This is a genomic window from Mycobacterium colombiense CECT 3035 (genome assembly GCF_002105755.1).
Classification (GTDB): domain Bacteria; phylum Actinomycetota; class Actinomycetes; order Mycobacteriales; family Mycobacteriaceae; genus Mycobacterium; species Mycobacterium colombiense.
In genome coordinates this window covers 307,977-334,265 of the sequence record NZ_CP020821.1, presented here as the reverse complement: position 1 = coordinate 334,265, position 26,289 = coordinate 307,977, and the positions used below count along the sequence as shown (strand labels likewise).

30 protein-coding genes and 2 pseudogenes are annotated in these 26,289 nt (G+C 68.6%); 18 read left to right on the top strand and 14 right to left on the bottom strand.

The window, feature by feature from the left end; translation table 11 throughout:
• Nucleotides 1-120: 120 nt before the first annotated feature.
• Nucleotides 121-789, top strand: coding sequence for a potassium channel family protein (locus B9D87_RS01710; protein WP_007774857.1), 669 nt, complete (start codon nucleotides 121-123; stop codon nucleotides 787-789).
• A 25-nt stretch (nucleotides 790-814) separates the two neighbouring features.
• Entirely contained in the window at nucleotides 815-1,492 is a 678-nt protein-coding gene (locus B9D87_RS01705) for a potassium channel family protein (RefSeq protein ID WP_007774860.1), read from the top strand.
• On the opposite strand, the gene B9D87_RS01700 is transcribed toward B9D87_RS01705, so the two are convergent.
• Both B9D87_RS01700 and B9D87_RS01695 read right to left on the bottom strand, forming a co-directional pair.
• Complete coding sequence (locus tag B9D87_RS01700) at nucleotides 1,493-2,149, bottom strand: DUF3159 domain-containing protein (RefSeq protein ID WP_040631420.1); 657 nt, start codon at nucleotides 2,147-2,149, stop codon at nucleotides 1,493-1,495.
• A gap of 53 nt (nucleotides 2,150-2,202) precedes the next feature.
• The gene (locus B9D87_RS01695) at nucleotides 2,203-2,571 is read right to left on the bottom strand and encodes an OB-fold nucleic acid binding domain-containing protein (protein ID WP_007774864.1); all 369 of its coding nucleotides are present in this window, start codon (nucleotides 2,569-2,571) and stop codon (nucleotides 2,203-2,205) included.
• 137 nt (nucleotides 2,572-2,708) lie between these two features.
• Between B9D87_RS01695 and B9D87_RS01690 the strand changes: the two genes are divergently transcribed.
• Complete coding sequence (locus tag B9D87_RS01690) at nucleotides 2,709-3,407, top strand: hypothetical protein (RefSeq protein ID WP_007774866.1); 699 nt, start codon at nucleotides 2,709-2,711, stop codon at nucleotides 3,405-3,407.
• Nucleotides 3,408-3,412: 5 nt separating this feature from the next.
• Here B9D87_RS01690 and B9D87_RS01685 read toward each other — a convergent pair whose 3' ends face one another.
• Both B9D87_RS01685 and dut read right to left on the bottom strand, forming a co-directional pair.
• Nucleotides 3,413-4,183 carry a DUF3710 domain-containing protein gene (locus tag B9D87_RS01685; RefSeq protein ID WP_007774868.1) on the bottom strand — a complete coding sequence of 257 codons (771 nt, stop codon included), beginning with the start codon at nucleotides 4,181-4,183 and terminating at the stop codon, nucleotides 3,413-3,415.
• A gap of 46 nt (nucleotides 4,184-4,229) precedes the next feature.
• Nucleotides 4,230-4,694, bottom strand: coding sequence for a dUTP diphosphatase (gene dut / locus B9D87_RS01680; protein WP_007774869.1), 465 nt, complete (start codon nucleotides 4,692-4,694; stop codon nucleotides 4,230-4,232).
• 25 nt (nucleotides 4,695-4,719) lie between these two features.
• Here dut and B9D87_RS01675 point away from each other — a divergent pair, with 25 nt between their 5' ends.
• Nucleotides 4,720-5,205, top strand: a complete 486-nt coding sequence (locus B9D87_RS01675; protein ID WP_007774870.1) for a DUF3093 domain-containing protein — start codon at nucleotides 4,720-4,722, stop codon at nucleotides 5,203-5,205.
• Nucleotides 5,206-5,214: 9 nt separating this feature from the next.
• Here the strand turns inward: B9D87_RS01675 and B9D87_RS01670 are convergent, their stop codons facing one another.
• The gene (locus tag B9D87_RS01670) at nucleotides 5,215-5,517 is read right to left on the bottom strand and encodes a DUF4193 domain-containing protein (protein WP_007774871.1); all 303 of its coding nucleotides are present in this window, start codon (nucleotides 5,515-5,517) and stop codon (nucleotides 5,215-5,217) included.
• Between the two features lie 170 nt (nucleotides 5,518-5,687).
• Here B9D87_RS01670 and cei point away from each other — a divergent pair, with 170 nt between their 5' ends.
• A complete protein-coding gene (gene cei, locus B9D87_RS01665; protein WP_007774878.1) occupies nucleotides 5,688-6,338 on the top strand; it encodes an envelope integrity protein Cei in 651 nt (216 codons plus the stop codon).
• A gap of 9 nt (nucleotides 6,339-6,347) precedes the next feature.
• On the opposite strand, the gene B9D87_RS01660 is transcribed toward cei, so the two are convergent.
• Nucleotides 6,348-7,226 (bottom strand): inositol monophosphatase family protein, encoded by an 879-nt coding sequence (locus tag B9D87_RS01660; RefSeq protein WP_007774880.1) that lies wholly within the window; start codon nucleotides 7,224-7,226, stop codon nucleotides 6,348-6,350.
• Between the two features lie 101 nt (nucleotides 7,227-7,327).
• Here B9D87_RS01660 and ppgK point away from each other — a divergent pair, with 101 nt between their 5' ends.
• The 3 genes from ppgK (at nucleotide 7,328) to B9D87_RS01645 (ending at nucleotide 10,360) form a co-directional block, all read left to right on the top strand.
• Nucleotides 7,328-8,137 (top strand): polyphosphate--glucose phosphotransferase, encoded by an 810-nt coding sequence (ppgK, locus tag B9D87_RS01655; RefSeq protein WP_007774883.1) that lies wholly within the window; start codon nucleotides 7,328-7,330, stop codon nucleotides 8,135-8,137.
• A 175-nt stretch (nucleotides 8,138-8,312) separates the two neighbouring features.
• Nucleotides 8,313-9,830 carry an RNA polymerase sigma factor gene (locus B9D87_RS01650; protein WP_007774885.1) on the top strand — a complete coding sequence of 506 codons (1,518 nt, stop codon included), beginning with the start codon at nucleotides 8,313-8,315 and terminating at the stop codon, nucleotides 9,828-9,830.
• Nucleotides 9,831-9,931: 101 nt separating this feature from the next.
• Nucleotides 9,932-10,360, top strand: coding sequence for a RidA family protein (locus B9D87_RS01645; protein WP_007774886.1), 429 nt, complete (start codon nucleotides 9,932-9,934; stop codon nucleotides 10,358-10,360).
• Here the strand turns inward: B9D87_RS01645 and B9D87_RS01640 are convergent.
• Nucleotides 10,294-10,677: a DUF952 domain-containing protein gene (locus B9D87_RS01640; protein WP_415623614.1), complete on the bottom strand. Its 384-nt coding sequence runs from the start codon at nucleotides 10,675-10,677 to the stop codon at nucleotides 10,294-10,296. The two genes, B9D87_RS01645 and B9D87_RS01640, sit on opposite strands and share 67 nt — an antisense overlap.
• Nucleotides 10,678-10,807: 130 nt before the next feature.
• Between B9D87_RS01640 and B9D87_RS01635 the strand changes: the two genes are divergently transcribed.
• Nucleotides 10,808-10,993, top strand: a complete 186-nt coding sequence (locus tag B9D87_RS01635) for a DUF7455 domain-containing protein (RefSeq protein ID WP_007774888.1) — start codon at nucleotides 10,808-10,810, stop codon at nucleotides 10,991-10,993.
• Nucleotides 10,994-11,060: 67 nt separating this feature from the next.
• On the top strand, nucleotides 11,061-12,065 hold the full coding sequence (locus B9D87_RS01630) for a YihY/virulence factor BrkB family protein (RefSeq protein ID WP_007774889.1): 1,005 nt from the start codon (nucleotides 11,061-11,063) through the stop codon (nucleotides 12,063-12,065).
• On the opposite strand, the gene B9D87_RS01625 is transcribed toward B9D87_RS01630, so the two are convergent.
• A complete protein-coding gene (locus tag B9D87_RS01625; RefSeq protein WP_007774890.1) occupies nucleotides 12,066-12,305 on the bottom strand; it encodes a DUF3039 domain-containing protein in 240 nt (79 codons plus the stop codon).
• Nucleotides 12,306-12,376: 71 nt separating this feature from the next.
• Here B9D87_RS01625 and B9D87_RS01620 point away from each other — a divergent pair, with 71 nt between their 5' ends.
• The 3 genes from B9D87_RS01620 (at nucleotide 12,377) to B9D87_RS01610 (ending at nucleotide 14,757) form a co-directional block, all read left to right on the top strand.
• Nucleotides 12,377-12,811, top strand: coding sequence for a DUF3099 domain-containing protein (locus tag B9D87_RS01620; RefSeq protein WP_007774891.1), 435 nt, complete (start codon nucleotides 12,377-12,379; stop codon nucleotides 12,809-12,811).
• A 167-nt stretch (nucleotides 12,812-12,978) separates the two neighbouring features.
• Entirely contained in the window at nucleotides 12,979-13,938 is a 960-nt protein-coding gene (gene sigB, locus B9D87_RS01615; RefSeq protein WP_007774892.1) for a sigma-70 family RNA polymerase sigma factor SigB, read from the top strand.
• 129 nt (nucleotides 13,939-14,067) lie between these two features.
• Nucleotides 14,068-14,757 (top strand): iron-dependent transcriptional repressor DtxR, encoded by a 690-nt coding sequence (locus B9D87_RS01610; protein ID WP_007774893.1) that lies wholly within the window; start codon nucleotides 14,068-14,070, stop codon nucleotides 14,755-14,757.
• A gap of 20 nt (nucleotides 14,758-14,777) precedes the next feature.
• Here B9D87_RS01610 and B9D87_RS01605 read toward each other — a convergent pair whose 3' ends face one another.
• Entirely contained in the window at nucleotides 14,778-15,836 is a 1,059-nt protein-coding gene (locus tag B9D87_RS01605; RefSeq protein ID WP_007774894.1) for a DUF4192 domain-containing protein, read from the bottom strand.
• Between the two features lie 112 nt (nucleotides 15,837-15,948).
• On the opposite strand from B9D87_RS01605, the gene sthA reads away from it, so the two are divergent.
• Entirely contained in the window at nucleotides 15,949-17,364 is a 1,416-nt protein-coding gene (sthA, locus tag B9D87_RS01600; RefSeq protein WP_007774895.1) for a Si-specific NAD(P)(+) transhydrogenase, read from the top strand.
• Between the two features lie 20 nt (nucleotides 17,365-17,384).
• On the opposite strand, the pseudogene B9D87_RS01595 reads toward sthA, so the two are convergent.
• Nucleotides 17,385-18,220 (bottom strand): annotated as a pseudogene (locus B9D87_RS01595) (trypsin-like serine peptidase).
• A 230-nt stretch (nucleotides 18,221-18,450) separates the two neighbouring features.
• On the opposite strand from B9D87_RS01595, the gene B9D87_RS01590 reads away from it, so the two are divergent.
• From B9D87_RS01590 to B9D87_RS01580, 3 genes and pseudogenes are all read left to right on the top strand, one after another.
• The gene (locus B9D87_RS01590; RefSeq protein WP_040631428.1) at nucleotides 18,451-19,422 is read left to right on the top strand and encodes a proteasome assembly chaperone family protein; all 972 of its coding nucleotides are present in this window, start codon (nucleotides 18,451-18,453) and stop codon (nucleotides 19,420-19,422) included.
• Nucleotides 19,423-19,485: 63 nt separating this feature from the next.
• Nucleotides 19,486-20,517 carry an alpha/beta fold hydrolase gene (locus B9D87_RS01585; RefSeq protein ID WP_007774900.1) on the top strand — a complete coding sequence of 344 codons (1,032 nt, stop codon included), beginning with the start codon at nucleotides 19,486-19,488 and terminating at the stop codon, nucleotides 20,515-20,517.
• Between the two features lie 45 nt (nucleotides 20,518-20,562).
• Nucleotides 20,563-21,250 (top strand): annotated as a pseudogene (locus B9D87_RS01580) (PhzF family phenazine biosynthesis protein).
• Nucleotides 21,251-21,270: 20 nt separating this feature from the next.
• On the opposite strand, the gene B9D87_RS01575 reads toward B9D87_RS01580, so the two are convergent.
• From B9D87_RS01575 to B9D87_RS01565, 3 genes are all read right to left on the bottom strand, one after another.
• Nucleotides 21,271-21,756, bottom strand: a complete 486-nt coding sequence (locus tag B9D87_RS01575) for a peroxynitrite isomerase (protein ID WP_007774906.1) — start codon at nucleotides 21,754-21,756, stop codon at nucleotides 21,271-21,273.
• A 104-nt stretch (nucleotides 21,757-21,860) separates the two neighbouring features.
• Nucleotides 21,861-22,325, bottom strand: coding sequence for a transcriptional regulator NrdR (gene nrdR, locus B9D87_RS01570; RefSeq protein WP_007774910.1), 465 nt, complete (start codon nucleotides 22,323-22,325; stop codon nucleotides 21,861-21,863).
• Nucleotides 22,326-22,474: 149 nt separating this feature from the next.
• Complete coding sequence (locus tag B9D87_RS01565; RefSeq protein WP_040631431.1) at nucleotides 22,475-22,969, bottom strand: LysM peptidoglycan-binding domain-containing protein; 495 nt, start codon at nucleotides 22,967-22,969, stop codon at nucleotides 22,475-22,477.
• 293 nt (nucleotides 22,970-23,262) lie between these two features.
• On the opposite strand from B9D87_RS01565, the gene lexA reads away from it, so the two are divergent.
• Nucleotides 23,263-23,961, top strand: coding sequence for a transcriptional repressor LexA (gene lexA, locus B9D87_RS01560; protein ID WP_040631433.1), 699 nt, complete (start codon nucleotides 23,263-23,265; stop codon nucleotides 23,959-23,961).
• A 16-nt stretch (nucleotides 23,962-23,977) separates the two neighbouring features.
• Here lexA and B9D87_RS01555 read toward each other — a convergent pair whose 3' ends face one another.
• Nucleotides 23,978-26,179 carry an LGFP repeat-containing protein gene (locus B9D87_RS01555; RefSeq protein WP_007774920.1) on the bottom strand — a complete coding sequence of 734 codons (2,202 nt, stop codon included), beginning with the start codon at nucleotides 26,177-26,179 and terminating at the stop codon, nucleotides 23,978-23,980.
• Nucleotides 26,180-26,289 lie beyond the last annotated feature (110 nt).

Sequence of the window (26,289 nt, the reverse complement as noted above, 5' to 3'; positions counted from 1 at the left end):
CAAGAGTAAGCCCAGACGGGTTTGGCGGTAGCGTTCGTAGGAGAATGTTCGCCGACCGAAACGGCTGGCCGACGTAGGTTGCCGGTGAAGGGCTAAGGACGCGGTCGAGAGGACCTCAAGTTGAGAGTAGTGGTGATGGGCTGCGGCCGGGTCGGCTCTTCAGTGGCCGACGGTCTGTCCCGCATCGGTCACGACGTCGCGGTCATCGACCGGGACAGCACCGCGTTCAACCGGCTCAGCCCGGAATACGCCGGCGAGCGGGTGCTGGGGCAGGGATTCGACCGAGATGTGCTGCTGAGAGCCCGCATCGAGGAGGCGGACGCGTTCGCCGCGGTGTCCTCCGGCGACAACTCCAACATCATCTCCGCGCGGCTGGCCCGGGAGACGTTCGGCGTCAAGCGGGTGGTGGCCCGCATCTACGACGCCAAGCGCGCCGAGGTGTACGAGCGGCTGGGCATTCCCACCATCGCGACCGTGCCCTGGACCACCGACCGGCTGCTCAACGCGCTGCTGCGCGAGACCGAGACGGCCAAGTGGCGCGATCCGACCGGCACCGTCGCGGTGTCCGAGGTCGTCCTGCACGAGGACTGGATCGGGCATCGGGTCACCGATCTCGAGCAGGCCACCGGCGCCCGGGTCGCCTTCCTCATCCGTTTCGGGGCCGGCGTGTTGCCGGAACCCAAATCGGTGATCCAGGCCGGCGACCAGGTGTACGTCGCCGCGATCTCCGGCCGCGCCGCCGAGGCGGTGGCCATCGCCGCCCTGCCACCCAGCGAAGACCTGTCATGAATTCGAACGTTGAGGAGCGGCGCAGATGAAAGTAGCCGTAGCTGGCGCCGGCGCGGTCGGCCGCTCGGTCACCCGCGAGCTCATCGGCAACGGCCACGATGTGACGCTGATCGAACGTAATCCCGATCACGTCGACGTCGACGCCATCCCGGCCGCGCACTGGCGGCTGGGCGACGCCTGCGAACTGAGCCTGCTGGAGTCGGTGCACCTGCACGAGTTCGACGTGGTGGTGGCCGCGACCGGCGACGACAAGGCCAACGTCGTGCTAAGCCTTTTGGCCAAAACCGAATTCGCGGTGCCGCGGGTGGTGGCGCGGGTCAACGATCCCCGCAACGAATGGCTGTTTACCGACGCCTGGGGGGTCGACGTGGCGGTGTCGACGCCGCGCATGCTGGCGTCGCTGATCGAAGAGGCCGTCGCCGTCGGTGATCTGGTGCGGCTGATGGAATTCCGCAAAGGGCAGGCCAACCTGGTCGAGATCACGCTGCCCGACGACACGCCGTGGGGCGGTAAGCCGGTGCGCAAACTGCAACTGCCGCGGGACACCTCGCTGGTGACGATCCTGCGCGGCCCGCGGGTGATCGTGCCCGAGGAGGACGAGCCGCTGGAGGGCGGTGACGAGCTGCTGTTCGTCGCGGTCGCCGAGGCGGAAGAGGACCTGCAGAAGCTGCTACTGGGCAGCCACAATCCGGGCGGCGGCTGATCAGTCGGTGACGGCGCCGGGTTCCACGTCGACCGTGGCGCCGTCGGCGGCGGCGAGGGCCCGTTGCGCCGACTTGATCGCCGCGTAGGTCGCCAACGCGGCCAGCACGGTCAGCGGCCAGCCCATCGCGATCCGTGCCACCGCCAGCCATCCGGTCCGGTCGGCGTCGTACAGCAGCCCCTGCACCACGAACCGGGCGGCGAACACCAGCACCCAGCCCACCGACGCGATGTCGAACGCGTAGACGGCCCGGGGCACCTCGCGCCAGCCGTCCCCCCGCCCGGTGGCCCAGCTCCACCCGTAGCCGACCAGAGGGCGCCGGATCAGCACCGACGCCGCGACCACCACGGCCCACACCAGCGACATCCAGATGCCCAGCAGGAAGTAGCCCTTGGACTCCCCCAGGACGTAGGCGATCAGCGCGCACAGCGCGACGCCGAAGAACCCGGAGAACGCCGGTTGCGGCGAGTCGCGGCGAATCAGCCGCCACACCAGGATCAGCGCGGCGACACCCAGCGCGGCCACGATCGCGGGAACCAGCCCCGACACGCTCGACGCGACGACGAAGACCACCACGGGCAGCGACGAATAGATGACGCCACTGACCCCGCCTGCCTGTGCCAGCAGACGTTCGGGGTTGATGCGGTTAGAGGTCATGTGTTCCGACGCGCCCGACTCCCGCGGGGTTGCCCCCAGATCTTGGGGGTCGGTCACCGCTGAATTTCGTAGTGCGGGTTGTAGATCGCCTTGTTTCCGTTTTCCAGCTTGCCGAGGCGCCCACGCACTCGCAGGGTGCGGCCGGAGTCGATGCCGGGGATGCGGCGCTGTCCCAGCCAGACGAGCGTGACGGTGTCGCTGCCGTCGAACAATTCGGCGCGCACTCCGCCGGCGCAGGCCCTGCCGTTGCACTCGACGCTACGAAGCGTGCCCACCATCGTGACCTCTTGGCCACGCTCGCAGTCGATCGCGCGTTGCGCGCCGGTGCTGGCGACTTCGTCGGAAAGTTCCTCCGAGTCGAGTCGCTCCGGATCCTCCGTCAACCGACGGGTGAGCCGGCGCAGATACCCTTGGGCCCCCATGGCCACTCCTGACAATGCTGATAAGCCTCGACGCTTCCATTTATGCCAACGGACACCGTAGACCTCTTGGTTCCCCAGCGCCAACCGACTCAAACGTCGTGTTGGAGCGCAGTTGAACGGCGGGGCACTATCAAGAGGTGGTGGTCGATCTGCGCGGTGTCACGACGGTGTTGTTACCCGGAACCGGCTCCGACGACGACTACGTTGACCGGGCATTTTCCGGCCCCTTGGCCGAGCTCGGCGCGCGGCTGGTGACCCCGTCGCCGCGGCCCGACCGGTTGATCGAGGGCTACCTGGCGGCGCTGGATGACGCGGGCCACCGAGGGCCGATCGCTGTGGGCGGGGTCTCGATCGGCGCCGCGGTCGCGGCCGCCTGGGCGCTCGCCCATCCCGACCGCACGGTCGCGGTACTGGCCGCGCTGCCGGCCTGGGCGGGCGCGCCCGGGTCCGCGCCCGCTGCCCTTGCGGCGCGGTATTCGGCGTCACAGTTGCGCGCCGACGGGCTGGCGGCGACGACGGTCCAGATGCGGGCGTCCAGCCCGGCCTGGCTGGCCGACGAATTGACCCGGTCGTGGGGCGCCCAGTGGCCCCATCTGCCCGACGCCATGGAAGAGGCGGCCGCCTACGTCGCGCCGAGCTGCGACGAGCTGGCCGGGCTGGCCGCGCCGCTGGGGGTGGCGTCGGCGGTCGACGATCCGATCCATCCGTTGCAGGCCGGGCTCGACTGGGTCGCCGCCGCGCCGCGTGCGGCGCTGCGGACCGTGACGCTGGATCAGATCGGCGCGGACCCGGCCGCCCTGGGCGCGGCCTGCCTGAGCGCGCTGGCCGACCTGTAGTCCGCTCAGCCGCCGGTGGTGGTGCGCAGCTGCTGCATGGCCGACCCGTCGACGCTGCGCCGCGCGGCCGGCTCGCTGGGCGGCGCCTGTTGCCCCTCGGCCTGCTGGGCGTCGCCCTGTTGTGCCGCCTGTTGCGCGGCGGCGGCCTCGCGCAGTTGCTGCGCCATCGGCTCGGGCAGCTGCACGGTCAGCGGCGTGCGCACCGGCAGCGGCGTGTCACCCCGCCGAACCACGGTGTCCGCCAAGGCCGCTCGCGCCTCCTGCTCCAGGGCTTCCATCGTCTCGTGCGGGCCGTTGATGACGCAGCGGATCATCCAGCGGTAGCCGTCGACACCGATGAAGCGCACCACGCCGCTCGCGGTGCCCACCACCTCGCGACCCCACGGGCCGTCCTTGATGCTGACCTGGGCCGAGTCGTTGCGCAGCGATTCGGCGAGCTCGGCGGCCACTTCCCGCCACAGGCCGCCGGTCTTGGGCGCGGCATAGGCGGCGATCGTGAAGCGCCCGTTGGGCGTGACGACCCAGACCGCGCTCGGCACACCGGTTTCGGTGAGCTCGACCTGCAGCTGGCCGGCCTCCGGCATGGGGATCAGCACCGAGCCCAGGTCGAGCCGGGCGAGCTCCGCGACCGCGGGGTCGTCGAAGTCTTCGATGTCGAACGGGCCCTCGAGCTCCTCGGCAGCCGGGTCCTCGGCGTCGCGGGTCGAGACCTCGCCGGCCACCGGGGTGTCGGAGGCGTCGTCGTCTTTGGGTGTGCGTTTACCGAATGGAGCCATCAGCGCCGCTCCTCCTCATCGCCTTGCAGTGCATCGTCGCGGCGCATCACAAACTCGCATGTCCGCCGGAGGAACCGTGACCACCATCGCCACGGGATGTTTCGGCCAGCCCCGCCTCGTCGAAGGACGACACCTCGACCAACTCCACTAGTTCGACCCGCTGCACCAACAACTGGGCGATGCGATCGCCGCGGTGCACCACGATCGGCTCGGTCGGGTCCAGGTTGATCAGCGCAACCTTGATCTCGCCGCGATAGCCCGCGTCGATGGTACCCGGGCTGTTGACGATCGAAAGCCCAACTCGCGCAGCCAGTCCCGAGCGTGGATGCACCAAGCCGACCATTCCGAACGGGATGGCGACCGCGACCCCCGTCCGCACCAGGGCCCGTCGCCCGGGTTCCAGTTTGACGTCTTCGGCGCTGAACAGATCGATCCCGGCGTCGCCCTCGTGGGCGCGGCTGGGCAGCGGGAGCTCGGGGTCAAGGCGGACGATGGCCAGACTGGTCGACACGGGGCCACAGACTACCCTTGACTGCGTGTCCGATACGCGCGTCGCGCCGCACAACGTGCGGTATCGCGAACGATTGTGGGTCCCGTGGTGGTGGTGGCCACCGGCCTTCGCGCTGGCCGGCATCGTCGCCTTCGAATTCAACATGGGCGTCACCCGGCAGTCGTCCTGGTGGCCGTACGCGGCGCTGTTCGCGGTGGCGGCCGCCGCGCTGCTGTGGCTGGGCCGCATCGAGATCCGGGTCACCGCCGACCCTGCGGCGCCGGGCGACGTGCAACTGTGGGCCGGCCAGGCACATCTGCCGGTCACCGTGATCTCCCGGTCCGCGGAGATAGCGCCTTCGGCCAAGTCCGCCGCCCTGGGCCGGCAACTCGACCCGGCGGCGTACGTGCTGCACAGGGCATGGGTGGGGCCGATGATCCTGGCCGTACTCGACGATCCGGACGATCCGACGCCGTACTGGCTGGTGAGCTGCCGTCACCCGGAGCGGGTGCTGTCGGCCCTGACACGGTGAATGCGGCTATCAGGCCGCGCAGTCGGTACAGATCATCACGCCGTTCTTCTCACTGGCCAGCCGGCTGCGGTGTTGCACCAAAAAGCAGCTCGAGCAGGTGAACTCGTCGGCCTGCTTCGGAATCACGCGCACCGACAGCTCTTCACCAGACAGGTCGGCACCAGGGAGTTCAAAGTTCTCAGCGGTTTCAGATTCGTCGACGTCGACGACGGCCGAAGCCGCCTCGTTCCGTCGCGCTTTGAGCTCCTCCAGCGAGTCCTCCGAAACGTCGTCAGTCTCGGTACGCCGTGGAGCGTCATAGTCGGTAGGCATTGCCCTATCCCCTCACATGCCCTCGTTATCCAAGCATCGCTTTGTACCAGCGTCGAACGCATCCACCAAACGATTCGTGCCCGTATCGCGGTCCATTAAGGTGTGATTTACGTCACACCCCTATTTTTACCCTTGCGCTCGTGTCTGAACAGTGGGTTTAGAGTGCAGCTGTGGTCACGCAAATCACCGAGGGTACAGCCTTTGACAAGCACGGTCGGCCCTTCCGGCGGCGCAACCCCCGGCCGGCGATCGTCGTCGTGGTGCTGCTCTTGGTGGCCACCGGCGTGATCTGGACGATCGCGCTGACGCGACCCGCCAAGGTGCACGAGGCCGCGGTGTGCAATCCCCCGCCCCAGGCGGCCGGCTCGGCGCCGGCCCAGCTCGGTGAGCAGGTGTCGCGCAGCGCCATGATGGACGTCACGCCCGCCAAACTCGCCGACACCAAGGTTCGCGTCCTCAACGCCAGCGGCCGGGGCGGGCAGGCCGGCGACGTCGCCGGGGCGATGAAAGACCTCGGCTTCGCGCAACCGACCGCCGCCAACGACCCGCTCTACGCGGGCACCAGGCTCACCTGCCAGGGCCAGATCCGGTTCGGCACCGCCGGACAGGCCACCGCGGCGGCCGTGTGGCTGGTGGCGCCGTGCACCGAGCTGTTCAACGACAACCGCGCCGACGATTCCGTCGACCTGTCCCTGGGCACCGACTTCAGCGCGCTGGCCCACAACGACGACATCGACGCGGTGCTCGCCACCCTGCGCCCCGGCGCCACCGAGCCCTCAGATCCCACGCTGCTGGCCAAGATTCACGCCAGCAGCTGCTGACGCGGGCGGTCAATCCAGAATCGGGTCCAGGCCGTGGAAGCGCTCCAGGACGGCCAGCAGCTCGTCGGCGATGCCGGGCGCGGCGGCCAGCGCCAGGCCGGCCCCGTCCACGCCCGGCGCGGGCAGCACCACCCGGGCCCCCGCCTCCGCGGCGATCAGCGCACCGGCGGCGCGATCCCACACCTGCAACCCGTGCTCGTAGTAGGCGTCGAGCCGGCCCGAGGCGACCATGCACAGATCCAGTGCCGCCGAACCGATCCGACGGACATCGCGGACCACCGGCAGCATCCGGGCCAACAGCGCCGCCTGCGCCGCGCGGCGCTGTCGCGAGTAGCCGAAACCGGTGCCCAGCAACGCCATCGACAAATCGTCCACCGCGGAGCACTGCAACAGCTGCGTCCCTGAGTCGTCGGTGACATGCGCACCCAGGCCGAGCGCCGCCGAGTACACCCGGTTGCCGACGACGTCGGCCACCGCCCCCGCCACCGACTCGCCGTCGACCTGCGCCCCGACCGACACCGCGTAGGCGGGGACGCCGTAGACGAAATTCACTGTGCCGTCGATGGGATCGAGCACCCAGGTGACCGATCCGGCCGGTGTGCCCGACGGATCCGCGGGCCCGCCGCCCTCCTCGCCGAGAATTGGGTCCCCGGGCCGCAATTCGGCCAGCCGGTCGCGCAGCAGCCGTTCCGTTTCGGTGTCGACCACGGTCACCGGGTCGGTCGGGGTGCTCTTCGAACGCACCGCGCCACTGTCTGGTGCTTGCGAGCCGCCCGTCTCAGCGCCGAAAACCTCTGCCCGCCGCCGCCTCACGAACGCGGCGGCCTCGGCGGCCAGGGCTTCGGCGACCGAGCGCAGCGCTACGAGCTCGTCATCGGGAGGGGTCACCGGTCTATCGCATCACAGTCGCCTCGGCCGCGCAGACGCCACGGGCGGCACCGACGCGGCGCTAAGGTGGGCGGACAGCCCAGTCACGCCGAGGAGATTCGATGACCAGCACCGACTCGACCACGGACACCCCCGGCACCGCCGTCGCCGACGGCAGGCCGCAGCGTCGCGGATTCGGTATCGACGTCGGCGGCAGTGGCATCAAGGGCGGCATCGTCGACATGGACACCGGCCAGCTGATCGGCGAGCGGGTCAAGCTGCTGACCCCGCAGCCAGCGACGCCCTCGGCGGTGGCCAAGACCATCGCCCAGGTGGTCGACGCGTTCGAATGGACCGGCCCGCTCGGCGTGACCTATCCCGGGGTCGTCACCCACGGCGTGGTGCAGACGGCGGCCAACGTGGACAAGGCCTGGATCGGCAGCAACGCGCGCGACATCATCAGCGCCGAGCTCAATGGGCAGGAAGTCACCGTCCTCAACGACGCCGACGCGGCCGGGCTGGCCGAGGAGCACTATGGCGCGGGCAAGGGCCAGTCGGGCCTGGTGGTGCTGCTGACGTTCGGCACCGGGATCGGCTCCGCGGTGATTCACAACGGGGTGCTGATACCCAACACCGAGTTCGGCCATCTCGAGGTCGGCGGCAAGGAGGCCGAGCAGCGTGCGGCCTCCTCGGTGAAGGAGAAGAACGACTGGTCCTATGAAAAGTGGGCCAAGCAGGTGACCAAAGTGCTGGTGAGCATCGAGAACGCGGTGTGGCCGGATCTGTTCATCGCGGGCGGCGGAATCAGCCGCAAGGCCGACAAATGGGTGCCGCTGCTGACCAACCGCACCCCGGTGGTGGCCGCGGCCCTGCTCAACACCGCCGGGATCGTCGGCGCCGCCATGGCCGCCACCTCCGACGTGACCCACTGATTTCGCCCGGCAGAGCCGTACTACCGCGCACTGTCGTTACAATGGTCCTCGGCGAACGCCCAACCGACAGCGTGCACCTACCACGCTGATACCAACGCCGACATCGACATAGCAGACACTTTCGGTTAACCATGCCCAATACCCACCGAAGGTGAGCCCAAACGAAGGGGTGTAAGTGGCAGCGACGAAAGCAAGCCCGGCGACGGATGGGCCGGTGAAACGCACGGCCACGAAGTCTCCGTCGTCCCCCGCCAAGCGACCGGCGGCCAAAGCTGCCAACGGATCGGCGCCCGCGAAGCGAGCCGCCAAGGCAGCACCGTCGTCCACCGAATCCGAGGCCGGCGACGCCAAGAAGACCCGCGCCGCGGCCAAGGGCGCCAAGGCAGCCCGCGGAACCAAAGCGGCCAAGGGCGGGCCGGCCGATCCGGACGCCCTCGATTCCGACGGTGCCGTCGAGGATCTCGACAACGAACCCGACCTGGAGGGTGAGCCCGGCGAAGACCTCGAGATCGACGCCGACATCAGCCTCGACGACCTCGAGGACGAGGTAACCGCGGACGACTCCGACGCCGACGAGAGCGACGCCGACTCCGACGAGGCCGAGGGCGAGGAAGTAGCCGCCGCGAAGCCCGCCAAGGCCGGCGAGGCCGCCGCCGAGGACGACGAGGAAATCGCCGAGCCCAGCGAAAAAGACAAGGCCTCCGGCGATTTCGTGTGGGACGAAGACGAATCCGAAGCGTTGCGGCAGGCCCGCAAGGACGCCGAGCTGACGGCCTCCGCCGACTCGGTTCGCGCGTACCTGAAGCAGATCGGTAAGGTCGCGCTGCTCAACGCCGAGGAAGAGGTCGAGCTGGCCAAGCGGATCGAGGCCGGGCTGTACGCCACCCAGCTGATGACCGAGCTGACCGAGCGCGGCGACAAACTGCCCGCCGCCCAGCGCCGCGACATGGTGTGGATCTGCCGTGACGGCGATCGGGCCAAGAACCACCTGCTGGAAGCCAACCTGCGACTGGTGGTGTCGCTGGCCAAGCGCTACACCGGCCGCGGCATGGCGTTCCTGGACCTCATCCAGGAGGGCAACCTGGGTCTGATCCGCGCGGTCGAGAAGTTCGACTACACCAAGGGTTACAAGTTCTCCACGTACGCGACGTGGTGGATCCGCCAGGCCATCACCCGGGCCATGGCCGACCAGGCCCGCACCATCCGCATCCCGGTGCACATGGTCGAGGTGATCAACAAGCTGGGCCGTATCCAGCGCGAGCTGCTGCAGGACCTGGGCCGCGAGCCCACGCCCGAAGAGCTGGCCAAGGAAATGGACATCACGCCCGAAAAGGTGCTGGAGATCCAGCAATACGCCCGCGAGCCGATCTCCCTGGACCAGACCATCGGCGACGAGGGCGACAGCCAGCTGGGCGACTTCATCGAGGACAGCGAGGCCGTGGTGGCCGTGGACGCGGTGTCGTTCACGCTGCTGCAGGACCAGCTGCAGTCGGTGCTGGAGACGCTGTCGGAGCGCGAGGCGGGCGTAGTACGGCTGCGCTTCGGTCTCACCGACGGCCAGCCGCGCACCCTGGACGAGATCGGGCAGGTTTACGGCGTGACCCGTGAGCGCATCCGCCAGATCGAGTCCAAGACGATGTCGAAGTTGCGCCACCCCAGCCGTTCTCAGGTGCTGCGCGACTACCTCGACTAGCCGCATCGGCAGGCGGTCGAAAGCGGCTGCCCCACAAGCCCTCTCGAGGGGCCGCTGAAATTCGGCTGCGCCCGCCGCGCGGGCGCCGTACGGTGACGTCCATGTCAACCAACCGCACCCTCGTCTCGTCAGGATCCGGCTTCGAATCCACGGTCGGCTACTCGCGTGCGGTGCGGGTCGGCCCGCATGTGGCGGTGGCCGGGACGACCGGCACCGGACCCGCCGGCGACATCGCCGCCCAGGCACGAGATGCGTTGCGCCGCATCGAGATCGCGTTGCACCAAGCGGGCGCCACGCTCACCGACGTGGTGCGCACCCGCATCTACGTCACCGACATCTCGCGCTGGCGCGAGGTGGGAGCCGTGCACGAGCAGTTCTTCGGCGCGGTGCGCCCAGCGGCGACCATGGTCGAGGTCTCGGCGCTGATCGCGCCCGAGTTGATGGTGGAGATCGAGGCCGACGCCTACGTCGACTCCCCCGGCTCGCCGCTCGAGATCGGCGCGAAGGAGCCGTCGCCGGCAGGCGGGTAGGCGGTGACCCGGACCACAGCGGCCACCGGCAGCGCGCCGTACAGATGCGGGAACAACATCGAGTCCGGATCGGTTGCTACCCCCGGCTCCCACCGCACCGGAGCGGCAAGCCGGGCCGGGTCGATGTGCAACAGGACCAGGTCGCCCCGCCCGCGGTAGAGCCGGTTGGCCGGCAGGTGCACCTGCTCCGGCGTCGACAGGTGGATGAACTGGCCGCCGCCGGCGTCATCCGGGTGGATGGCGCCCCGACGGCGGGCCTGCGCCCACTGCTCGGTTCCGCACAGGTGCACCAGGACGTCGGGAACGAAGGTCACAATTCCGACACCCTAGAGGCCGCCTAAACCAAACTTGACCAGCCCGTGAGAAACGACACACCCGATAACGATCGGGGAACAAGGCGAAAACGCCATACGTCTGAGAAAGTGAATGTACGAGAACGGAGAAGCCATGAATGCAACTCTGACGAGTCCCGAACTGACCCGGGCCGACCGCTGCGACCGCTGCGGTGCTGCGGCCCGGGTGCGCGCCAAGCTGCCTTCCGGACTGGAGCTTCTCTTCTGCCAGCACCACGCCAACGAGCACGAGGCGAAGCTGACCGAGCTGGACGCCGTGCTGGAGTTCAGCGAAAGCTAGGCCGTAGGCGAACTCGCCCATCGCCAATGTGGGCGGTGCGAGCGATCTTCGGTAATGCTGGACGGGTATGAGCGAGCAGGTCGCGAAACCGTCGCGCCACCACATTTGGCGAATCACCCTGAGGACCCTGTCCAAGAGTTGGGACGACTCGATTTTCTCGGAGTCGGCTCAGGCTGGTTTCTGGTCGGCGTTGTCACTGCCGCCGCTGCTGCTCGGGCTGCTGGGCACCCTGGCCTATGTGGCCCCGCTGTTCGGCCCGGACATGCTGCCCAGCATCCTGCGTCAGCTGATCTCGACCGCACATAGCGTGTTCTCCCGCAGCGTGGTCAACGAGATCATCGAGCCGACCGTGCGGGACATCGCCAACAACGCCCGTGGCGAGGTGGTGTCGCTGGGGTTCATCATCTCGTTGTGGGCGGGTTCGTCGGCCATCTCGGCGTTCGTCGACTCCGTGGTCGAGGCACATGACCAGACGCCGTTGCGCCACCCGGTACGCCAACGCCTGTTCGCGTTGTTCCTCTACGTGGTGGGGCTGGTGTTCGTGGTGGCAACGGCGCCGCTGGTGGTAATGGGCCCGCGCAAGGTGGGTGAACACATCCCGCTGGGCCTGGCCAACGTGCTGCGTTACGGCTACTACCCGGCGTTGATCCTCGCCCTGATGTTCGGGGTCGTGATCTTGTACCGCGTGTCGTTGCCGGAGCCGCTGCCGACACATCGGCTGATCTTCGGCGCGGCGCTGGCCACCGCGGTCTTCGTGATCGCCACCTTGGGCCTGCGGGTCTATCTGCAATGGATCACCAGTACGGGCTACACCTACGGCGCGCTGTCCACGCCGATCGCGTTCCTGCTGTTCTCGTTCTTCGGGGGCTTCGCGATCATGATCGGCGCCGAGCTCAATGCCGCCATCCAGGAGGAATTCCCCGCACCCAGGACGCACGCGCACCGGCTGCGCAGGTGGCTGCTGTCGCGCTCGCCCGCGTTGGCGAAGGCGGCGGACACGCTGTCGAATCCCGTGACCAAGAACCCCATCACCGCGCAGCGCGACGTCGCGCCGGCGGAGCCGCCGCGCTGATCAGTCCTTCTTCATCCGTTCGTAGATCCGCTTGCAGTCCGGGCAGACCGGTGAGCCCGGCTTGGCCGCCTTGGTGACGGGAAAGACCTCGCCGCACAACGCGACGACGTGGTTGCCCATCACCGCGCTCTCGGCGATCTTGTCCTTCTTGACGTAGTGGAAGTACTTCGGGGTGTCGCTGCCGGTCCCGTCGTCGACGCGTTCGTCGGTCTCGGTGCGCTCGATCGTTTGGGTCTGCATACCTGACATTGTTGCACCGCCCGGGGCAGTGCCCAGCAGGCCCGGAAACCGGCCAAGCCGGAATCGGCCAGTTGTGGGACAGTGGAGAAATGAAGCACGGCTCCGATCCGGGGTTCGATGACTTTGACGGCAACAAGGGCCGCCCAGTCCTCATCACCGCCGCAGCGACCTCGTACGAGGAGCAGCACCGTGCGCGGGTCCGTAAATACCTGACCTTGATGGCTTTCCGGATCCCGGCGCTCATTTTGGCCGCGGTCGCCTACGGCGCGTGGCACAACGGGCTGATCTCGCTGGCGATCGTCGCGCTGTCAATACCGTTGCCGTGGATGGCCGTTCTGATCGCGAACGACCGGCCGCCGCGCAGCGCCGACGAGCCACGCCGGTTCGACAACGCCGGCCAGCGCACCCCCCTGTTTCCGCGGGCCGAACGTCGCGCCCTCGAGGCCCCGCAACACCCGCAGCAGCAGTGGCACCAGGGCCCGCAGGGCGGAATCGATCACGGCTGACCGTCGTTCGTGCTGAAGGTGCCGCCCCGGCGGACTTCTCAGGACATTCTCAGGTCGGCGGCACATTTCTGCACGTCAAGACGTGTGAGATGGCGAATCGCTGGGAACTCTCAGAGCTGATCTGTCGTTGAACTCCATGACAGAACAAAGCCGAACGGGAGGTCGCTATGGCGAACGCCAGCACGAGCAGATTTGACGGCGATCTGGATGCTCAAAGCCCCGCAGCGGATCTAGTGCGCGTATATCTCAATGGAATCGGTAAGACGGCGCTGCTCAACGCGGCAGGCGAAGTCGAACTCGCCAAGCGCATCGAAGCCGGGCTTTACGCCGAACACCTGCTTGCAACGCGTAAGCGCCTCGGGGAGAACCGCAAACGCGATCTGGAGGCCGTGGTTCGCGACGGGCAGGCCGCGCGCCGGCACCTGCTGGAAGCGAACCTGCGTCTGGTGGTGTCGCTGGCCAAGCGGTACACGGGTCGGGGTATGCCGCTGCTGGACCTGATCCAGGAGGGCAACCTCGGGTTGATCCGCGCGATGGAAAAGTTCGACTACACAAAGGGATTCAAGTTCTCGACCTACGCGACGTGGTGGATCCGTCAGGCCATCACCCGCGGCATGGCCGACCAGAGCCGCACCATTCGGCTGCCGGTCCATCTGGTGGAACAGGTCAACAAGCTGGCGCGGATCAAGCGCGAGATGCACCAGAACCTGGGCCGCGAGGCGACCGACGAGGAACTGGCCGCCGAGTCCGGCATCCCGGTCGAAAAGATCAACGACCTGCTCGAGCACAGTCGCGACCCGGTAAGCCTGGACATGCCCGTCGGCTCCGAGGAGGAGGCCCCGCTGGGCGACTTCATCGAGGACGCCGAGGCGATGTCCGCCGAGAACGCGGTGATCGCCGAGTTGCTGCACACCGACATCCGCAGCGTGCTGGCCACCCTCGACGAGCGTGAGCACCAGGTGATCCGGTTGCGTTTCGGCCTGGACGACGGCCAGCCGCGCACCCTGGACCAGATCGGCAAGCTGTTCGGGCTGTCCCGCGAGCGGGTCCGCCAAATCGAGCGGGACGTAATGTCCAAACTCCGCAACGGGGAGCGCGCCGACAGGCTACGGTCGTACGCGAGCTAACACCTCACTCAAGCTAGGTAGCAGACGGTATGCCCGCCGCGTCAGCGGCGGGCATACTGCTTGCCTGGGAGGCGTTACAACCATTCGCGTAGCTGGCCAAGTAGACTCAGCGTCGACGGAGGGTGCTGAATGAACGACCTGGTTGACACCACCGAGATGTACTTGCGGACCATCTACGACCTCGAAGAAGAGGGCGTGACGCCGCTGCGTGCCCGCATCGCCGAGCGCCTCGATCAGAGCGGGCCGACTGTCAGCCAAACCGTGTCGCGCATGGAGCGGGACGGTTTACTTCACGTGGCCGGCGACCGCCACCTCGAGCTCACCGACAAGGGTCGGGCGCTGGCCATCTCCGTGATGCGCAAGCACCGCCTCGCCGAGCGCCTGCTGGTCGACGTCATCGGGCTGCCCTGGGAAGAGGTCCACGCCGAGGCGTGCCGCTGGGAGCACGTGATGAGCGAGGACGTGGAGCGCCGGCTGGTCAAGGTGCTCAACAACCCGACCACCTCGCCCTTCGGCAACCCGATCCCCGGACTCCTGGACCTGGGCGTGGGCCCCGAGTCCTGGTCCGAGGACGGTCCCCTGGTCCGGCTGACCGAGTTGCCCGCCGGCGCGCCGGTGGCGGTGGTGGTGCGCCAGCTGACCGAGCACGTCCAGGGCGACATCGACCTGATCTCGCGGCTGAAGGACGCCGGCGTCGTCCCGAACGCGCGCGTCACCGTCGAGAACGGCGCCGCCGGGGTGACCATCGTCATTCCCGGCCACGAGAACGTCACCCTGCCGCACGAGATGGCGCACGCGGTCAAGGTCGAGAAGGTCTGACCCGCGCAGTTCGCGCCCACCTATCCCGCCCTGCGGCCGAACGGCCGTCGCGGCGGTAGCCGCACACCGAACCGCTTGGCCAGCCGATAGCCCGTCAGCGCCAGGTCCCGGATGTCCTCGGGCCGCAGACCTGACTGCAATGCGGTGTCCAGCATGCCCGCCATCCGATGCTCCGGCGCACCGCGCAGCGCCTCCTGTAGCGACACCCCGGCGAGTGGACCGTCGCCGCGGGCGTACGCGCTGAACGCGATCAGGACCAGCGCCTCGACCCGCCACGGCGGCGGCAGCGTGCGCGCCAGCAGCGCCCACAGCGATTCGACCTCGCCGGCGCTCTCCCCGACCGCAAGCGCATACAAAATGTCGCGCACCTGCGCGTCGGTCAGCGCACAGCCCAGCGTCGCCATCTCGGTGTCGGACAGCGGTTCCCCGGCCGCGACGCGGGCGGCGGCGGCCATGACCGTCTCCACGTCGCCGCGGGTGCAGCGGACCGGATGGGCACGATGCGCCGCCCGGCGCCGGGTGGCCTGCTGACGGACCACGCCGGCCAGCGCGGCGGTGCGCGCCGGGTCGTCGGGCGCGATGACCGCCTGCAGGTCGGCACGGCGCGGATAGAGCCGCCGGCCTTCCAGCACCGCCGCGGCGGCCAGCGGGGAGGCCGCTGGGTCGTCGACCAGCCCACTGGACCCGCAGCCCTCGGCGCAGTGCCAGCGGCCGCCCATTGCCACCCGGTCGACCACGTGCGTGGCCCACAGCTCAATGTGGTGCTGCGACAAGGCTTCTGCGAGCGCCGCCGCCAGCTGCCGATATTCCTCGTTGCAGCTGGGACAGTAGGCGCCGTCCGCGTCGACGATCACCGCGATCACTGCCTCGGGGGCCGCCGCGGCGGCGACCTCCGCCAGGTGCTCGACCCGCTCGACAAGTTCCTCGGAGAGGTCGACGCGCATCACCGAGCCGAGTTGCCCGTCGCCCAAAGACACTAATACCAATGAATTTTCGGGAACGAAGCCGAGAACGGCCGGCAGCGCGGCGATGAGCGCACCGGGGCGGGAAAGTTCGAAGTCTTCTCGAGGCGTCGTCATGGGCACAACGCTGACGGCCGCCACCGTCAACCGGTGCACGCGTGCGCGGGTGCGGCGGCGGACCTGTGGATGAACCCAGCACTGTGCGTTGTGCTGCCTTACTGTTTAAGCCATGAGTTCGGCGCAAGAGTACGACATGGTGGTCATCGGGTCAGGGCCCGGCGGACAGAAGGCCGCCATCGCCTCGGCCAAGCTCGGCAAGTCGGTCGCCGTCGTCGAGCGCGGCCAGATGCTCGGCGGTGTGTGCGTCCAGACCGGCACCATTCCGTCAAAGACGTTGCGCGAGGCGGTCCTCTATCTCACCGGGATGAGCCAGCGCGAACTCTACGGCGCGAGCTACCGCGTGAAGGAGAAGATCACCCCGGCCGACCTGCTGGCCCGCACGCAGCACGTGATCGGCAAGGAAGTCGACGTGGTCCGCAACCAGCTGATGCGCAACCGCATCGACCTGCTGATCGGCCACGGGCGTTTCGTAGACCCACACACCATCGAGGTCGAGGACCCGTCGCGGCGCGAAAAGATAACCATCACAGGCAATTACGTCGTCATCGCCACCGGCACCCGGCCGGCCCGCCCCTCCGGTGTGGAGTTCGACGAGCACCGGGTGCTCGACTCCGACGGGATCCTCGACCTCAAGTCGCTGCCCACCTCGATGGTGGTGGTCGGCGCGGGTGTCATCGGCATCGAGTACGCCTCGATGTTCGCCGCCCTGGGCACCAAGGTCACCGTCGTGGAGAAGCGCGACGACATGCTCGACTTCTGCGACCCCGAAGTCGTCGAGGCGCTGAAGTTCCACCTGCGCGACCTCGCGGTGACGTTCCGGTTCGGCGAGGAGGTGACCGCCGTCGACGTCGGGTCGGCGGGCACCGTCACCACCCTGGCCAGCGGCAAACAGATCCCCGCCGAGACGGTGATGTACTCGGCCGGGCGGCAGGGCCAGACCGATCACCTCGACCTGCACAACGCCGAGCTGGAAGCCGACAACCGCGGCCGGATCTTCGTCGACGACAACTTCCAGACCAAGGTGCCCCACATCTACGCGGTCGGCGACGTGATCGGCTTCCCCGCGCTGGCCGCGACGTCCATGGAGCAGGGACGCCTGGCCGCCTACCACGCGTTCGGGGAAGCGAGCGACGGCATCACCGAGCTGCAACCGATCGGCATCTACTCCATTCCCGAGGTCTCCTACGTCGGCGCCACCGAGGTGGAGCTGACGAAAGCCTCAGTGCCCTACGAGGTCGGCGTCGCCAGGTACCGCGAGCTGGCGCGCGGCCAGATCGCCGGCGACTCCTACGGGATGCTCAAGCTGCTGGTGTCCACCGAGGACCTCAAGGTGCTCGGCGTGCACATCTTCGGCACCAGCGCCACCGAGATGGTGCACATCGGGCAGGCGGTGATGGGGTGCGGCGGCACGGTGGAATACCTGGTGGACGCGGTGTTCAACTACCCAACGTTCTCCGAGGCCTACAAGGTGGCGGCGCTCGACGTGATGAACAAGGTCCGGGCGCTCAACCAGTTCCGCCACTGACGCGACGGTGGCGATCGCCGCTAGCAGGCGTCGGTGAGGTCGTTCGGGACCGGATCGCCGGGACCGCCGACCTCGGCGCGCTTCAGCAGCTCCGCGGTCTGCGCGTCGAACGGCGCCGAGTACGACATGTTCGCGGCGCAGCCGCCCCGCTCGAGACCCCCGATCAGCCCGATCAGCGTGGTGCCGCTGACCCACGGCGCGCCGCTGGTCCCGTCCACCAGCCCCTCGCAGGCCAGTGCGGGGAACCCGGTGTCGGTGACGGACGTGCTGGCCTGGCACCCGATGGGCGAGCCACCCACGCCCGCCGGATAGCCCAGCACGGTGACGCGACTGCCGGGCGGGGCGTCACACCCAGCGTCAGCGCCAGGCCGACCCGGGACTCGACGGGAGCGCCGGCCTCGTTGCTGACCCGCGCGATCGCGTAGTCGGCGTGCGGGTCCTTGCTCGCCATCCAGCGTGGGTCGAGGTAGACCGCGTCGGCCTTCCACACATCGGCGGGGCCGGGTGCGGCGTCCCCGGCGAAACCGGGCACGAAGGTGATCAGCGAGGCCCCGGCCAGGCAGTGCGCGGCGGTCATGATCAGGTTGCCGCCCGTCGAGTGCACCACCGAGCCGGTGCACACGTGCAGCGGGCCACCGTCGATGAATATCGCCCCAATGCGCCGATCCGGCTCGACCGGGCCCGCGACGGCCTTCTGCTCGGGCTGGCTGAGCCGCTGCACCGGACCGCCGACGCGCGGCGCGGACACCGGCGCGCCCGACGCATGCTGGACCGGAGGACGACACGCCGTCAGCGACGTAGCCACCCCCACGACCAGGCACAGCATCAGGATCCGAATGCGCATCGCCTTCATCATGCCTGACCGGTGGTCGACAAGCCGACTTCCACACATCGCGGTGCGCCACGGGTTTGCTGGCACACACGACGGCGGCCCGCGGCAATCTCGTTCGCGGATTACGCCTGCGGATTATCGCGTTTCAGCTCATAGCTGATCGCGAAGTTCGCTGATGGCTGTTGGGTGCCGCCCGATTCAGGGGACACTTGGTAGGGCACCCTGGAGAGACTCCCGAGAGGAGGCGATTGCAGATGGCTCACCACCGAGACCCAGGTGATCAGTACCAGCCAGGGCAGGCTGGCATGTACGAGCTGGAGCTGCCGGCACCGCAGTTGTCGACGTCCGACGGCCGCGGTCCGGTGCTGGTGCATGCGCTGGAGGGCTTTTCCGACGCCGGTCACGCCATCAAACTGGCGGCCGCGCACCTCAAGGCGGTGCTGGACACCGAGCTGGTCGCGTCTTTCGCGATCGACGAATTGCTGGACTACCGCTCCCGGCGGCCGCTGATGACGTTCAAGACCGACCACTTCACCCACTACGAGGACCCCGAGCTGAGCCTCTACGCGATGCGTGACACGGTCGGCACGCCGTTCCTGTTGCTCGCCGGCATGGAACCCGACCTCAAGTGGGAGCGCTTCATCACCGCCGTTCGGCTGCTGGCCGAGCGCCTCGGCGTGCGCCAGACCATCGGCCTGGGCACCGTCCCGATGGCGGTCCCGCACACCCGTCCGACCACCATGACCGCACACTCCAACAACCCGGAGTTGATCGCCAACTTCCAGCCGTGGATCTCGGAGATCCAAGTTCCCGGCAGCGCGTCCAACCTGCTGGAGTACCGGATGGGCCAGCACGGTCACGAGGTCGTCGGCTACACCGTGCACGTCCCGCACTACCTCACCCAGACCGATTACCCGGCCGCCGCGCAGGCGTTGCTCGAGCAGGTCGCCAAGACCGCGTCGCTGGAGCTGCCGCTGACGGCGCTGACCGAAGCGGCGGAGGTGATTCGGGCCAAGATCGACGAACAGGTCGAAGCGAGCGCGGAGGTCGCTCAAGTGGTGGCCGCGCTGGAGCGCCAGTACGATGCCTTCATCGACGCTCAGGAGAACAGATCGTTACTGGCTCGCGACGAGGATCTGCCTAGCGGCGACGAGCTGGGCGCGGAGTTCGAGCGGTTTCTGGCCCAGCAGGCGGAGAAGAAGTACGACGACGACGACAAGGCCTGACCCCCTCAGCGTGACGCCCCCGCCGGATCGCCCTTAGCCCGGCCCGACACCAAGGTTGGCGATATGACCGAGCGGAAGCGCAATCCCACGCTCCGCCCGGTGCGTGAAGTGACCGCACCCAAACTCGAGTTCCGCACCATCCACGGGTACAAGCGGGCCTACCGCATCGCCGGTTCCGGGCCGGCGATCCTGCTGATCCACGGCATCGGCGACAACTCGACCACGTGGAATACCGTGCAGGCCAAGCTCGCCCAGCGTTTCACGGTGATCGCCCCGGATCTGCTGGGCCACGGGCGATCCGACAAGCCGCGCGCCGACTACTCGATTGCGGCGTATGCGAACGGGATGCGTGACCTGCTCAGCGTGCTCGACATCGAGCGGGTCACGATCATCGGTCACTCGCTCGGCGGCGGCGTGGCCATGCAATTCGCTTATCAATTCCCGCATTTGGTGGAACGGCTGATCTTGGTGGGCGCCGGCGGCGTCACCAAGGACGTCAACTTCGTGCTGCGCTGGGCCTCGCTGCCGATGGGCAGCGAGGCGATCGCGCTGCTGCGGTTGCCGCTGGTGCTGCCGGCGGTTCAGGCCCTGGGGCGCGTCATGGGTCTGGCGTTGGGCAGCACCGGGCTGGGCCGCGACCTGCCCAACGTGCTGCGGATCCTCGACGACCTGCCCGAACCGACGGCCTCGGCGGCGTTCAGCCGGACGCTGCGCGCGGTGGTGGACTGGCGTGGGCAGATCGTCACGATGCTCGACCGGTGTTATTTGACCGAAGCCATTCCGGTCCAGATCGTCTGGGGCACAAAGGATGTGGTGGTTCCGGTCCGGCACGCGCGGATGGCGCATGCCGCGATGCCGGGCTCGCGTCTGGAGATCTTCGAAGGCTCCGGCCACTTTCCCTTTCACGACGACCCGGCGCGCTTCATCGACGTCGTCGAGCGCTTCATCGATTCCACCGACCCCGCCGAATACGACCAGGCCAGCCTTCGCGCTTTGCTCCGCACCGGCGGCGGCGAGCAGGCCGTCTCGGGTCCGGCGCCCACTCGTGTCGCGGTGCTGAACGCGATGGGGTCCGACGAGCGCAGCGCCACCTGATCACCTTGATCGATACGGCCGGATGCCGCGTCGTACAGTCGGGCCATGGGGATCGACGTGACGGTGTTGCGGGTGTTCACCGATTCGGACGGCAATTTCGGTAATCCGCTGGGCGTGGTGGACGCCGGCCAGGTCGAGGCCACGGCCCGGCAGCGGCTGGCGACCCAATTGGGCTACAGCGAGACCGTTTTCGTCGATCTTCCGGCCCCCGGATCGCCCACCGCGCACGCCACCATCTACACGCCGCGGACCGAGCTGCCGTTCGCCGGGCATCCGACCGTCGGCGCGACGTGGTGGCTGCGCGAGCACGGTTCGCCGATCAACACGCTGCAGGTGCCGGCCGGGATCGTGCAGGTGGGTTACGACGGCCACCGGGCCCGCATCAACGCCCGCGCGGACTGGGCGCCGGAATTCGCCCTGCACGAATTCGGTTCGGCCGACGAGGTTCTTGCGGCCGACCCGGCGGACTACCCCGACGACGCCGCGCACTACCTGTGGGCCTGGACCGACCGGGCGGCGGGGTCGCTGCGGTCGCGCATGTTCGCCGCCAACCTCGGGGTGGTCGAGGACGAGGCGACCGGTTCGGCGGACGATGCGGATCACCGATTACCTGAGCCAGAGCCTGCGGATCATCCAGGGCAAGGGCTCGGTCATCGACACCACGTGGAGCGCCGAGGGCTGGGTCGGGGTGGCCGGGCGGGTCGTCAATGACGGTGTGCGACACCTGGACTGACGGCGGCCGAGGCCCCGCGTTCAGCGCTGCCGGTGCAACACCGCGGCGAGGTGGTCCTGCAGCGGTTGCCCGACCGCACCCATCTGCACCGTGTAGGACAGCTCGTCGCCGTCGATGCGGAAGGAACGGCCAAGCGCCGTCACCTCTTTCGCGCTGGGCGTCAGCCCGACCGTCGTCGTCGACATCTGCATTTCGATGACGTCGCCGGTGACCGAATAGGTGCCGACCTCGATTTCGGTGATGCCGCTGGGATGGGCCAGAACCAGTTCGACGTGACCCTCTCGGGGCACGCGGAGATAACCGGTCTCGGCGTGCAGCGGCTTGCCGTCGGCCACCGCCTTGGTCTTCTGCCCGTAGGCCAGAAACGGCTTACCGACATGGCCGAAGACCACCTCTTCGAGATAGTCGAAGGGCGGGATCGTCGGGTACTTACCCGAACCCTGCCCGGCCCAGGTCCCCAGGAGCGGGGCCAGCGCGGAAAGGTCGGGATGCAAGTCAGGGGGCATGCAGCCGAGCCTAGCCCGGTGACGATGCGGGCCGGGACGGCCCGCTGAGGAGCCGGGCAATTCCAACCAGCCCGGTGACGATGCGGGCCGGGACGGCCCGCTGACTAGCCGGGGGTCGCCACTCCGCGGTGATCGCGCAGCGCCTGGATCTCGCGTTCGAAATCGTCCGCCGACTCGAACGACCGGTATACGGAGGCGAACCGCAAGTAGGCCACCTCGTCGAGGTCGCGCAGCGGCCCGAGGATGGCGAGGCCGACCTCATGGCTGGGGATCTCGGGCGAGCCTGCGGCGCGCACCGTGTCTTCGACCTGCTGAGCCAGCAGGTTCAGCGCATCGTCGTCGACCTGACGCCCCTGGCAGGCCCGGCGAACCCCGCTGATCACCTTCTCCCTGCTGAACGGTTCGGTGACGCCGCTGCGTTTGACCACCGCCAGGACCGCGGTCTCCACGGTGGTGAAACGCCGCCCGCACTCGGGACAGGATCGCCGGCGGCGGATGGCCTGACCCTCGTCGGTTTCGCGCGAGTCGATCACCCGGGAGTCGGGATGGCGGCAGAACGGACAGTGCATGACCGCTCCTTCATCGCGCCGACAAGGTATCGCTGAACTTTGAGCGTACCCGCGCGCTGACCTGCACGGCCAATGGAGCCGTCGGGCCTATGGACCCACCGCCGGCGGCCGGGCACCGCCGGTGCAGAGCCGTGGTCGCACAACGGTTCTCAGCCGACCGGAGCGATCAGGGTCTGGCCCGCCATCAGATTCGGCGAGTGCAGGTCGTTGAGTTCGCGGATCCGGTCGGCCACCTGGGTGGTCGGCGCGTCGGGCGCCACCCGGTGCGCGAAGTCCTGCAGTGACTCCCCCGCATCGACGCGGACGACGGCGAGGCGGTCGGGAACGTGGGCCGCGGAGTTCGAGGAGTCGCCGTTGAGGACCTGGCCGACGTTCGCGACGAGACCCAGCCACAGCGTGATCGCCCCGGCGGCAAGCGCCAGCCCGATGGTGGAGGCCCAGGTGGTGACGCGCCGGCGGTGCGGCGCGGCCGACATAGCCACCCCGGTGCCGTAGTAGCGCGTCGCCGCACCAGCCGGCCGCGACGGCGCGGGCCTGCGGGACCTGGCCAGGCCGTCCCGCCCGTAGCGTGCACCCAGGACGGGCCCGTTGATCGGCCGCCGAAGACTGCTGGTACGCGGCGCAGGCGTGTGGATGACTGTCATCTTCGTTCCTCCGGTCAACTAGCTCTCGCTCGTGTGTTCGACTCTAATCGCTTGTATGTTCGAAACCCGAACATTTGAGCGAAGCGTGTCGCACGAGCAAACGCTAGATCACACCACCGACAAGTTCGTCGGCCTCTACCACTGTCACGAGGCAGAAATACCCGATGTTCGGAAGAGTTACACATTTGTGATTCACCCGACTTTCGGCCCTTCGCGAGTGCGGTCCGGCCGGCGCGACACGCCACTCGAACACATGTTTGATTCTTGTCCACGGTGCGGCTACATTCAGTGCCATGGGCGACAGCAACGACATCTCATCGGCCGGCCCCGAGGGTCGGTTGCACTCCGTGGACTCCTCGCTGACCGAACGCCAGCGCACCATCCTGAATGTCATCCGTGCCTCGGTCACCAGCCGCGGCTACCCGCCGAGCATCCGGGAGATCGGCGACGCCGTCGGCCTGACGTCGACGTCATCGGTGGCACACCAGCTGCGCACCCTGGAGCGCAAGGGCTACCTGCGCCGCGACCCCAACCGTCCGCGGGCCGTCGACGTCCGCGGGGCCGACGACGACGTGGCGGCGCCCGCCACCGAGGTGGCCGGCTCGGACGCCCTGCCGGAGCCCACGTTCGTTCCGGTGCTCGGGCGCATCGCGGCCGGCGGACCCATCCTCGCCGAAGAGGCCGTCGAGGATGTCTTTCCGCTGCCGCGCGAATTGGTCGGCGAGGGAACGCTTTTCCTGCTCAAGGTGGTCGGTGACTCGATGGTCGAGGCCGCGATCTGCGACGGCGACTGGGTGGTGGTGCGTCAGCAGAACGTCGCCGACAACGGCGACATCGTCGCGGCCATGATCGACGGCGAGGCCACCGTCAAGACGTTCAAGCGCGCCGGCGGTCAGGTGTGGCTGATGCCGCACAACCCGGCGTTCGACCCCATCCCCGGCAATGACGCCGCCGTGCTGGGCAAGGTCGTCACGGTCATCCGCAAGGTCTGACGAGACGGCGAGCGGGTCAGTCGGCCCGCGTGAAGCCGTTGGCCTCAGCGACTTCTTCGCTCGACAGCCAGATTTCGGCGAGCGTGTCCCGATACAGGTCGCTGCCCGGCGTGTAGTACAGGCCGTAACGAGCGCTCGCCTTGATCGGGTATCCGTCGGGCGCCTGATACGGATCGTCGAGCGGCAGGTGGATCGTGGGTCGCCCATCCGGGCCGGCCAGGCCGTTCTCCGAGGCGTCTTCGGCGTCCGCGGCGGCGTGCCGGCCGCCTCGTGCCGACGTCCCGGCCGCGACCGCGCCGGCGACCACGGCATCCGCCACGCCCGCACCGGCCGGTGTGTCGGTGGGGGGCTCGACGTCCGGCTCCGGCGCCGCGAGGTCGGCGTATTCCTCCTCGGGCTCGGCCGTTTCCAGGGCACCGGTCACGGCTTCGCTGTCCGGCGGGGTGTGCGGAACGGCGACGTCGGGATATTCGTCCTCCGGGTACACCTCCTCCGCGTAGCCGGCATCGGGATCCTCGGCGTCGACGTAGGCGGCGTCGTCCGCCGTCTCGGGCTCGGCGACGTCGGGGACGGCGTCGGTGTAGTCGGTGTAATCGGCTCCCGCGTCGGAATACTCGGCCTCCGACAGCATCTCCTCGGAGACCACCGGGATGGAGTCGGTGTCGACGGCGTCGGGGTCATCGTCGGCGAACCCGTAGTCGCTTTCGGCCGGGGTCTGACGTTGCCAGCTGACCCGCCCGGCGTCGGGTTCGGGCTCGGGTTGATGCGGCGCGCTGAGCGCGTACGACTCGGCGTCGAGGTCGGATTCGTCGTGCCCCCAGCGTTCGTCGGCGTCGTAGCCGAAGTCCCCGCCCTGGCCGGGGCCGTAACCTGCGGCGTCGTCGTGCCCGGGCCGGCGCCGGCGCCAGACGAAGAGCACCCACACCAGCAGCACGAGCAGCGCCAGCACCGGGATGGCGGCCACCAGCCACCACCAGTGCCAGGTGAACTTCTTCGGGTGCGCGGGCATGGCCGAATTGCTCGGCTGGTTCTGACCTGACACCTGCAGGCCGGACAGCAGCGGCGCGAGGTTGGACGGTTCGGTGCTGAACGTGTTCTTGGCCCGGTTCCACGAAATCTTGCCGCCGGTGAACTGCTGGGAGATCATGTCGCCGTTGACGGCCTGGTCGGCCACCGGCGCACCGAGTTTGCCGGCCGGGGCGCGCAGCTTGTCCCACGCGGCCTTCATCGCCCCGCGCACGACGAATGCGCCGTGGTCCGACGTCCAGAAGATGACCGGCTTGTCTGCCGCGGAGAAGGTGACGATGCGGGTGGAAGGCCCTATGCCGCCGTCGGTTTCGTTGGTGGTGGGGAATCCCAGGTCGCTGCCGACCGGTCCGCCCAGCGACTCGTATTTGGCCAGGACGTCGCTCTCGACGGCGTTCGCGCCGGTGGCCGGGGTGAAGAAGACCTTGCCGCCGGCGAAGTTCTGGGCGATGCCGTCGCCGCCGACGGGGTACTGCCCACCCTGCTTGGCGCCCAGGGGTCCCGTGGGTCCGCCGGCCGCGCGCCAGGCCGTGTTGATCGCCGCGGTGGGATCGATCGCCACCTGCAGACCCTTCAACTGGTCGGCCAGCGCCGGCGGTTCGGTGGTGAACTGCTTCGTCTGCCGATTCCACGAGACCTGCCCGCCGCTGAACTTCTGCGAGGACACCTCGCCGGTGTAGGTCTCGTCGCCGACCGGCACGCCGAGGACGCCGCCCGAGCTGCCCAGCTTGTCCCATGCGGTGTTCAGGGCGCCGCGCACCACGAACGCGCCGTGCTCGGGCGTCCAGAAGATCACCGGCTTGTCGCTGGCCGAGAAGGTGATCACCCGGCTGTCCGGACCGGACAGGCCGGGCACCTCGTTGATGGCCGGGAAGCCCAGGTCGCTGCCGGCCGGGCCGCCCAGCTGCTCGTACTTGTCCAGCACGGGCCCGTAGGCGAATTTGGCCCCGGTGGCCGGGGTGAAGAACATCTTGCCGCCGTCGAAGTCCAGGCCGAAACCGTCGCCGACCGGGTACACGTCGCCCTTGCGGGCGCCGAGCGGCGAGGTGTCGCCGCCGGCCTTGTCCCATGCGGCCATCATCGCCGCCTCGGCGTCGCCGATCGGACTTGCGACGGCGGTGGGGGCCAGCAACACCGCGGCCAGTGCTGTGGTCGTCAAGCTGACCAGCGCGCTTCCGATCAGCTTGCGCATGTGACCTCTCTGCACCTTCACCAAGCCTCCCAGCCGGCGGATATGGCTCTATCTGCGGCTATGCCCTTGTCTGCATAACCGGCGAGCGGATGGTCCTTACGCGGAAAATG

What these genes read in the sequence shown, in the direction of transcription:
- B9D87_RS01705 (WP_007774860.1), top strand. Translation starts at nt 815, where the DNA reads ATGAAAGTAGCCGTAGCTGGCGCCGGCGCGGTCGGCCGCTCGGTCACC.
- B9D87_RS01700 (WP_040631420.1), bottom strand. Translation starts at nt 2,149, where the DNA reads ATGACCTCTAACCGCATCAACCCCGAACGTCTGCTGGCACAGGCAGGC.
- B9D87_RS01695 (WP_007774864.1), bottom strand. Translation starts at nt 2,571, where the DNA reads ATGGGGGCCCAAGGGTATCTGCGCCGGCTCACCCGTCGGTTGACGGAG.
- B9D87_RS01685 (WP_007774868.1), bottom strand. Translation starts at nt 4,183, where the DNA reads ATGGCTCCATTCGGTAAACGCACACCCAAAGACGACGACGCCTCCGAC.
- B9D87_RS01670 (WP_007774871.1), bottom strand. Translation starts at nt 5,517, where the DNA reads ATGCCTACCGACTATGACGCTCCACGGCGTACCGAGACTGACGACGTT.
- ppgK (WP_007774883.1), top strand. Translation starts at nt 7,328, where the DNA reads ATGACCAGCACCGACTCGACCACGGACACCCCCGGCACCGCCGTCGCC.
- B9D87_RS01645 (WP_007774886.1), top strand. Translation starts at nt 9,932, where the DNA reads ATGTCAACCAACCGCACCCTCGTCTCGTCAGGATCCGGCTTCGAATCC.
- B9D87_RS01635 (WP_007774888.1), top strand. Translation starts at nt 10,808, where the DNA reads ATGAATGCAACTCTGACGAGTCCCGAACTGACCCGGGCCGACCGCTGC.
- B9D87_RS01630 (WP_007774889.1), top strand. Translation starts at nt 11,061, where the DNA reads ATGAGCGAGCAGGTCGCGAAACCGTCGCGCCACCACATTTGGCGAATC.
- B9D87_RS01625 (WP_007774890.1), bottom strand. Translation starts at nt 12,305, where the DNA reads ATGCAGACCCAAACGATCGAGCGCACCGAGACCGACGAACGCGTCGAC.
- sigB (WP_007774892.1), top strand. Translation starts at nt 12,979, where the DNA reads ATGGCGAACGCCAGCACGAGCAGATTTGACGGCGATCTGGATGCTCAA.
- B9D87_RS01610 (WP_007774893.1), top strand. Translation starts at nt 14,068, where the DNA reads ATGAACGACCTGGTTGACACCACCGAGATGTACTTGCGGACCATCTAC.
- B9D87_RS01605 (WP_007774894.1), bottom strand. Translation starts at nt 15,836, where the DNA reads ATGACGACGCCTCGAGAAGACTTCGAACTTTCCCGCCCCGGTGCGCTC.
- sthA (WP_007774895.1), top strand. Translation starts at nt 15,949, where the DNA reads ATGAGTTCGGCGCAAGAGTACGACATGGTGGTCATCGGGTCAGGGCCC.
- B9D87_RS01590 (WP_040631428.1), top strand. Translation starts at nt 18,451, where the DNA reads ATGGCTCACCACCGAGACCCAGGTGATCAGTACCAGCCAGGGCAGGCT.
- B9D87_RS01585 (WP_007774900.1), top strand. Translation starts at nt 19,486, where the DNA reads ATGACCGAGCGGAAGCGCAATCCCACGCTCCGCCCGGTGCGTGAAGTG.
- B9D87_RS01575 (WP_007774906.1), bottom strand. Translation starts at nt 21,756, where the DNA reads ATGCCCCCTGACTTGCATCCCGACCTTTCCGCGCTGGCCCCGCTCCTG.
- nrdR (WP_007774910.1), bottom strand. Translation starts at nt 22,325, where the DNA reads ATGCACTGTCCGTTCTGCCGCCATCCCGACTCCCGGGTGATCGACTCG.
- B9D87_RS01565 (WP_040631431.1), bottom strand. Translation starts at nt 22,969, where the DNA reads ATGACAGTCATCCACACGCCTGCGCCGCGTACCAGCAGTCTTCGGCGG.
- lexA (WP_040631433.1), top strand. Translation starts at nt 23,263, where the DNA reads ATGGGCGACAGCAACGACATCTCATCGGCCGGCCCCGAGGGTCGGTTG.
- B9D87_RS01555 (WP_007774920.1), bottom strand. Translation starts at nt 26,179, where the DNA reads ATGCGCAAGCTGATCGGAAGCGCGCTGGTCAGCTTGACGACCACAGCA.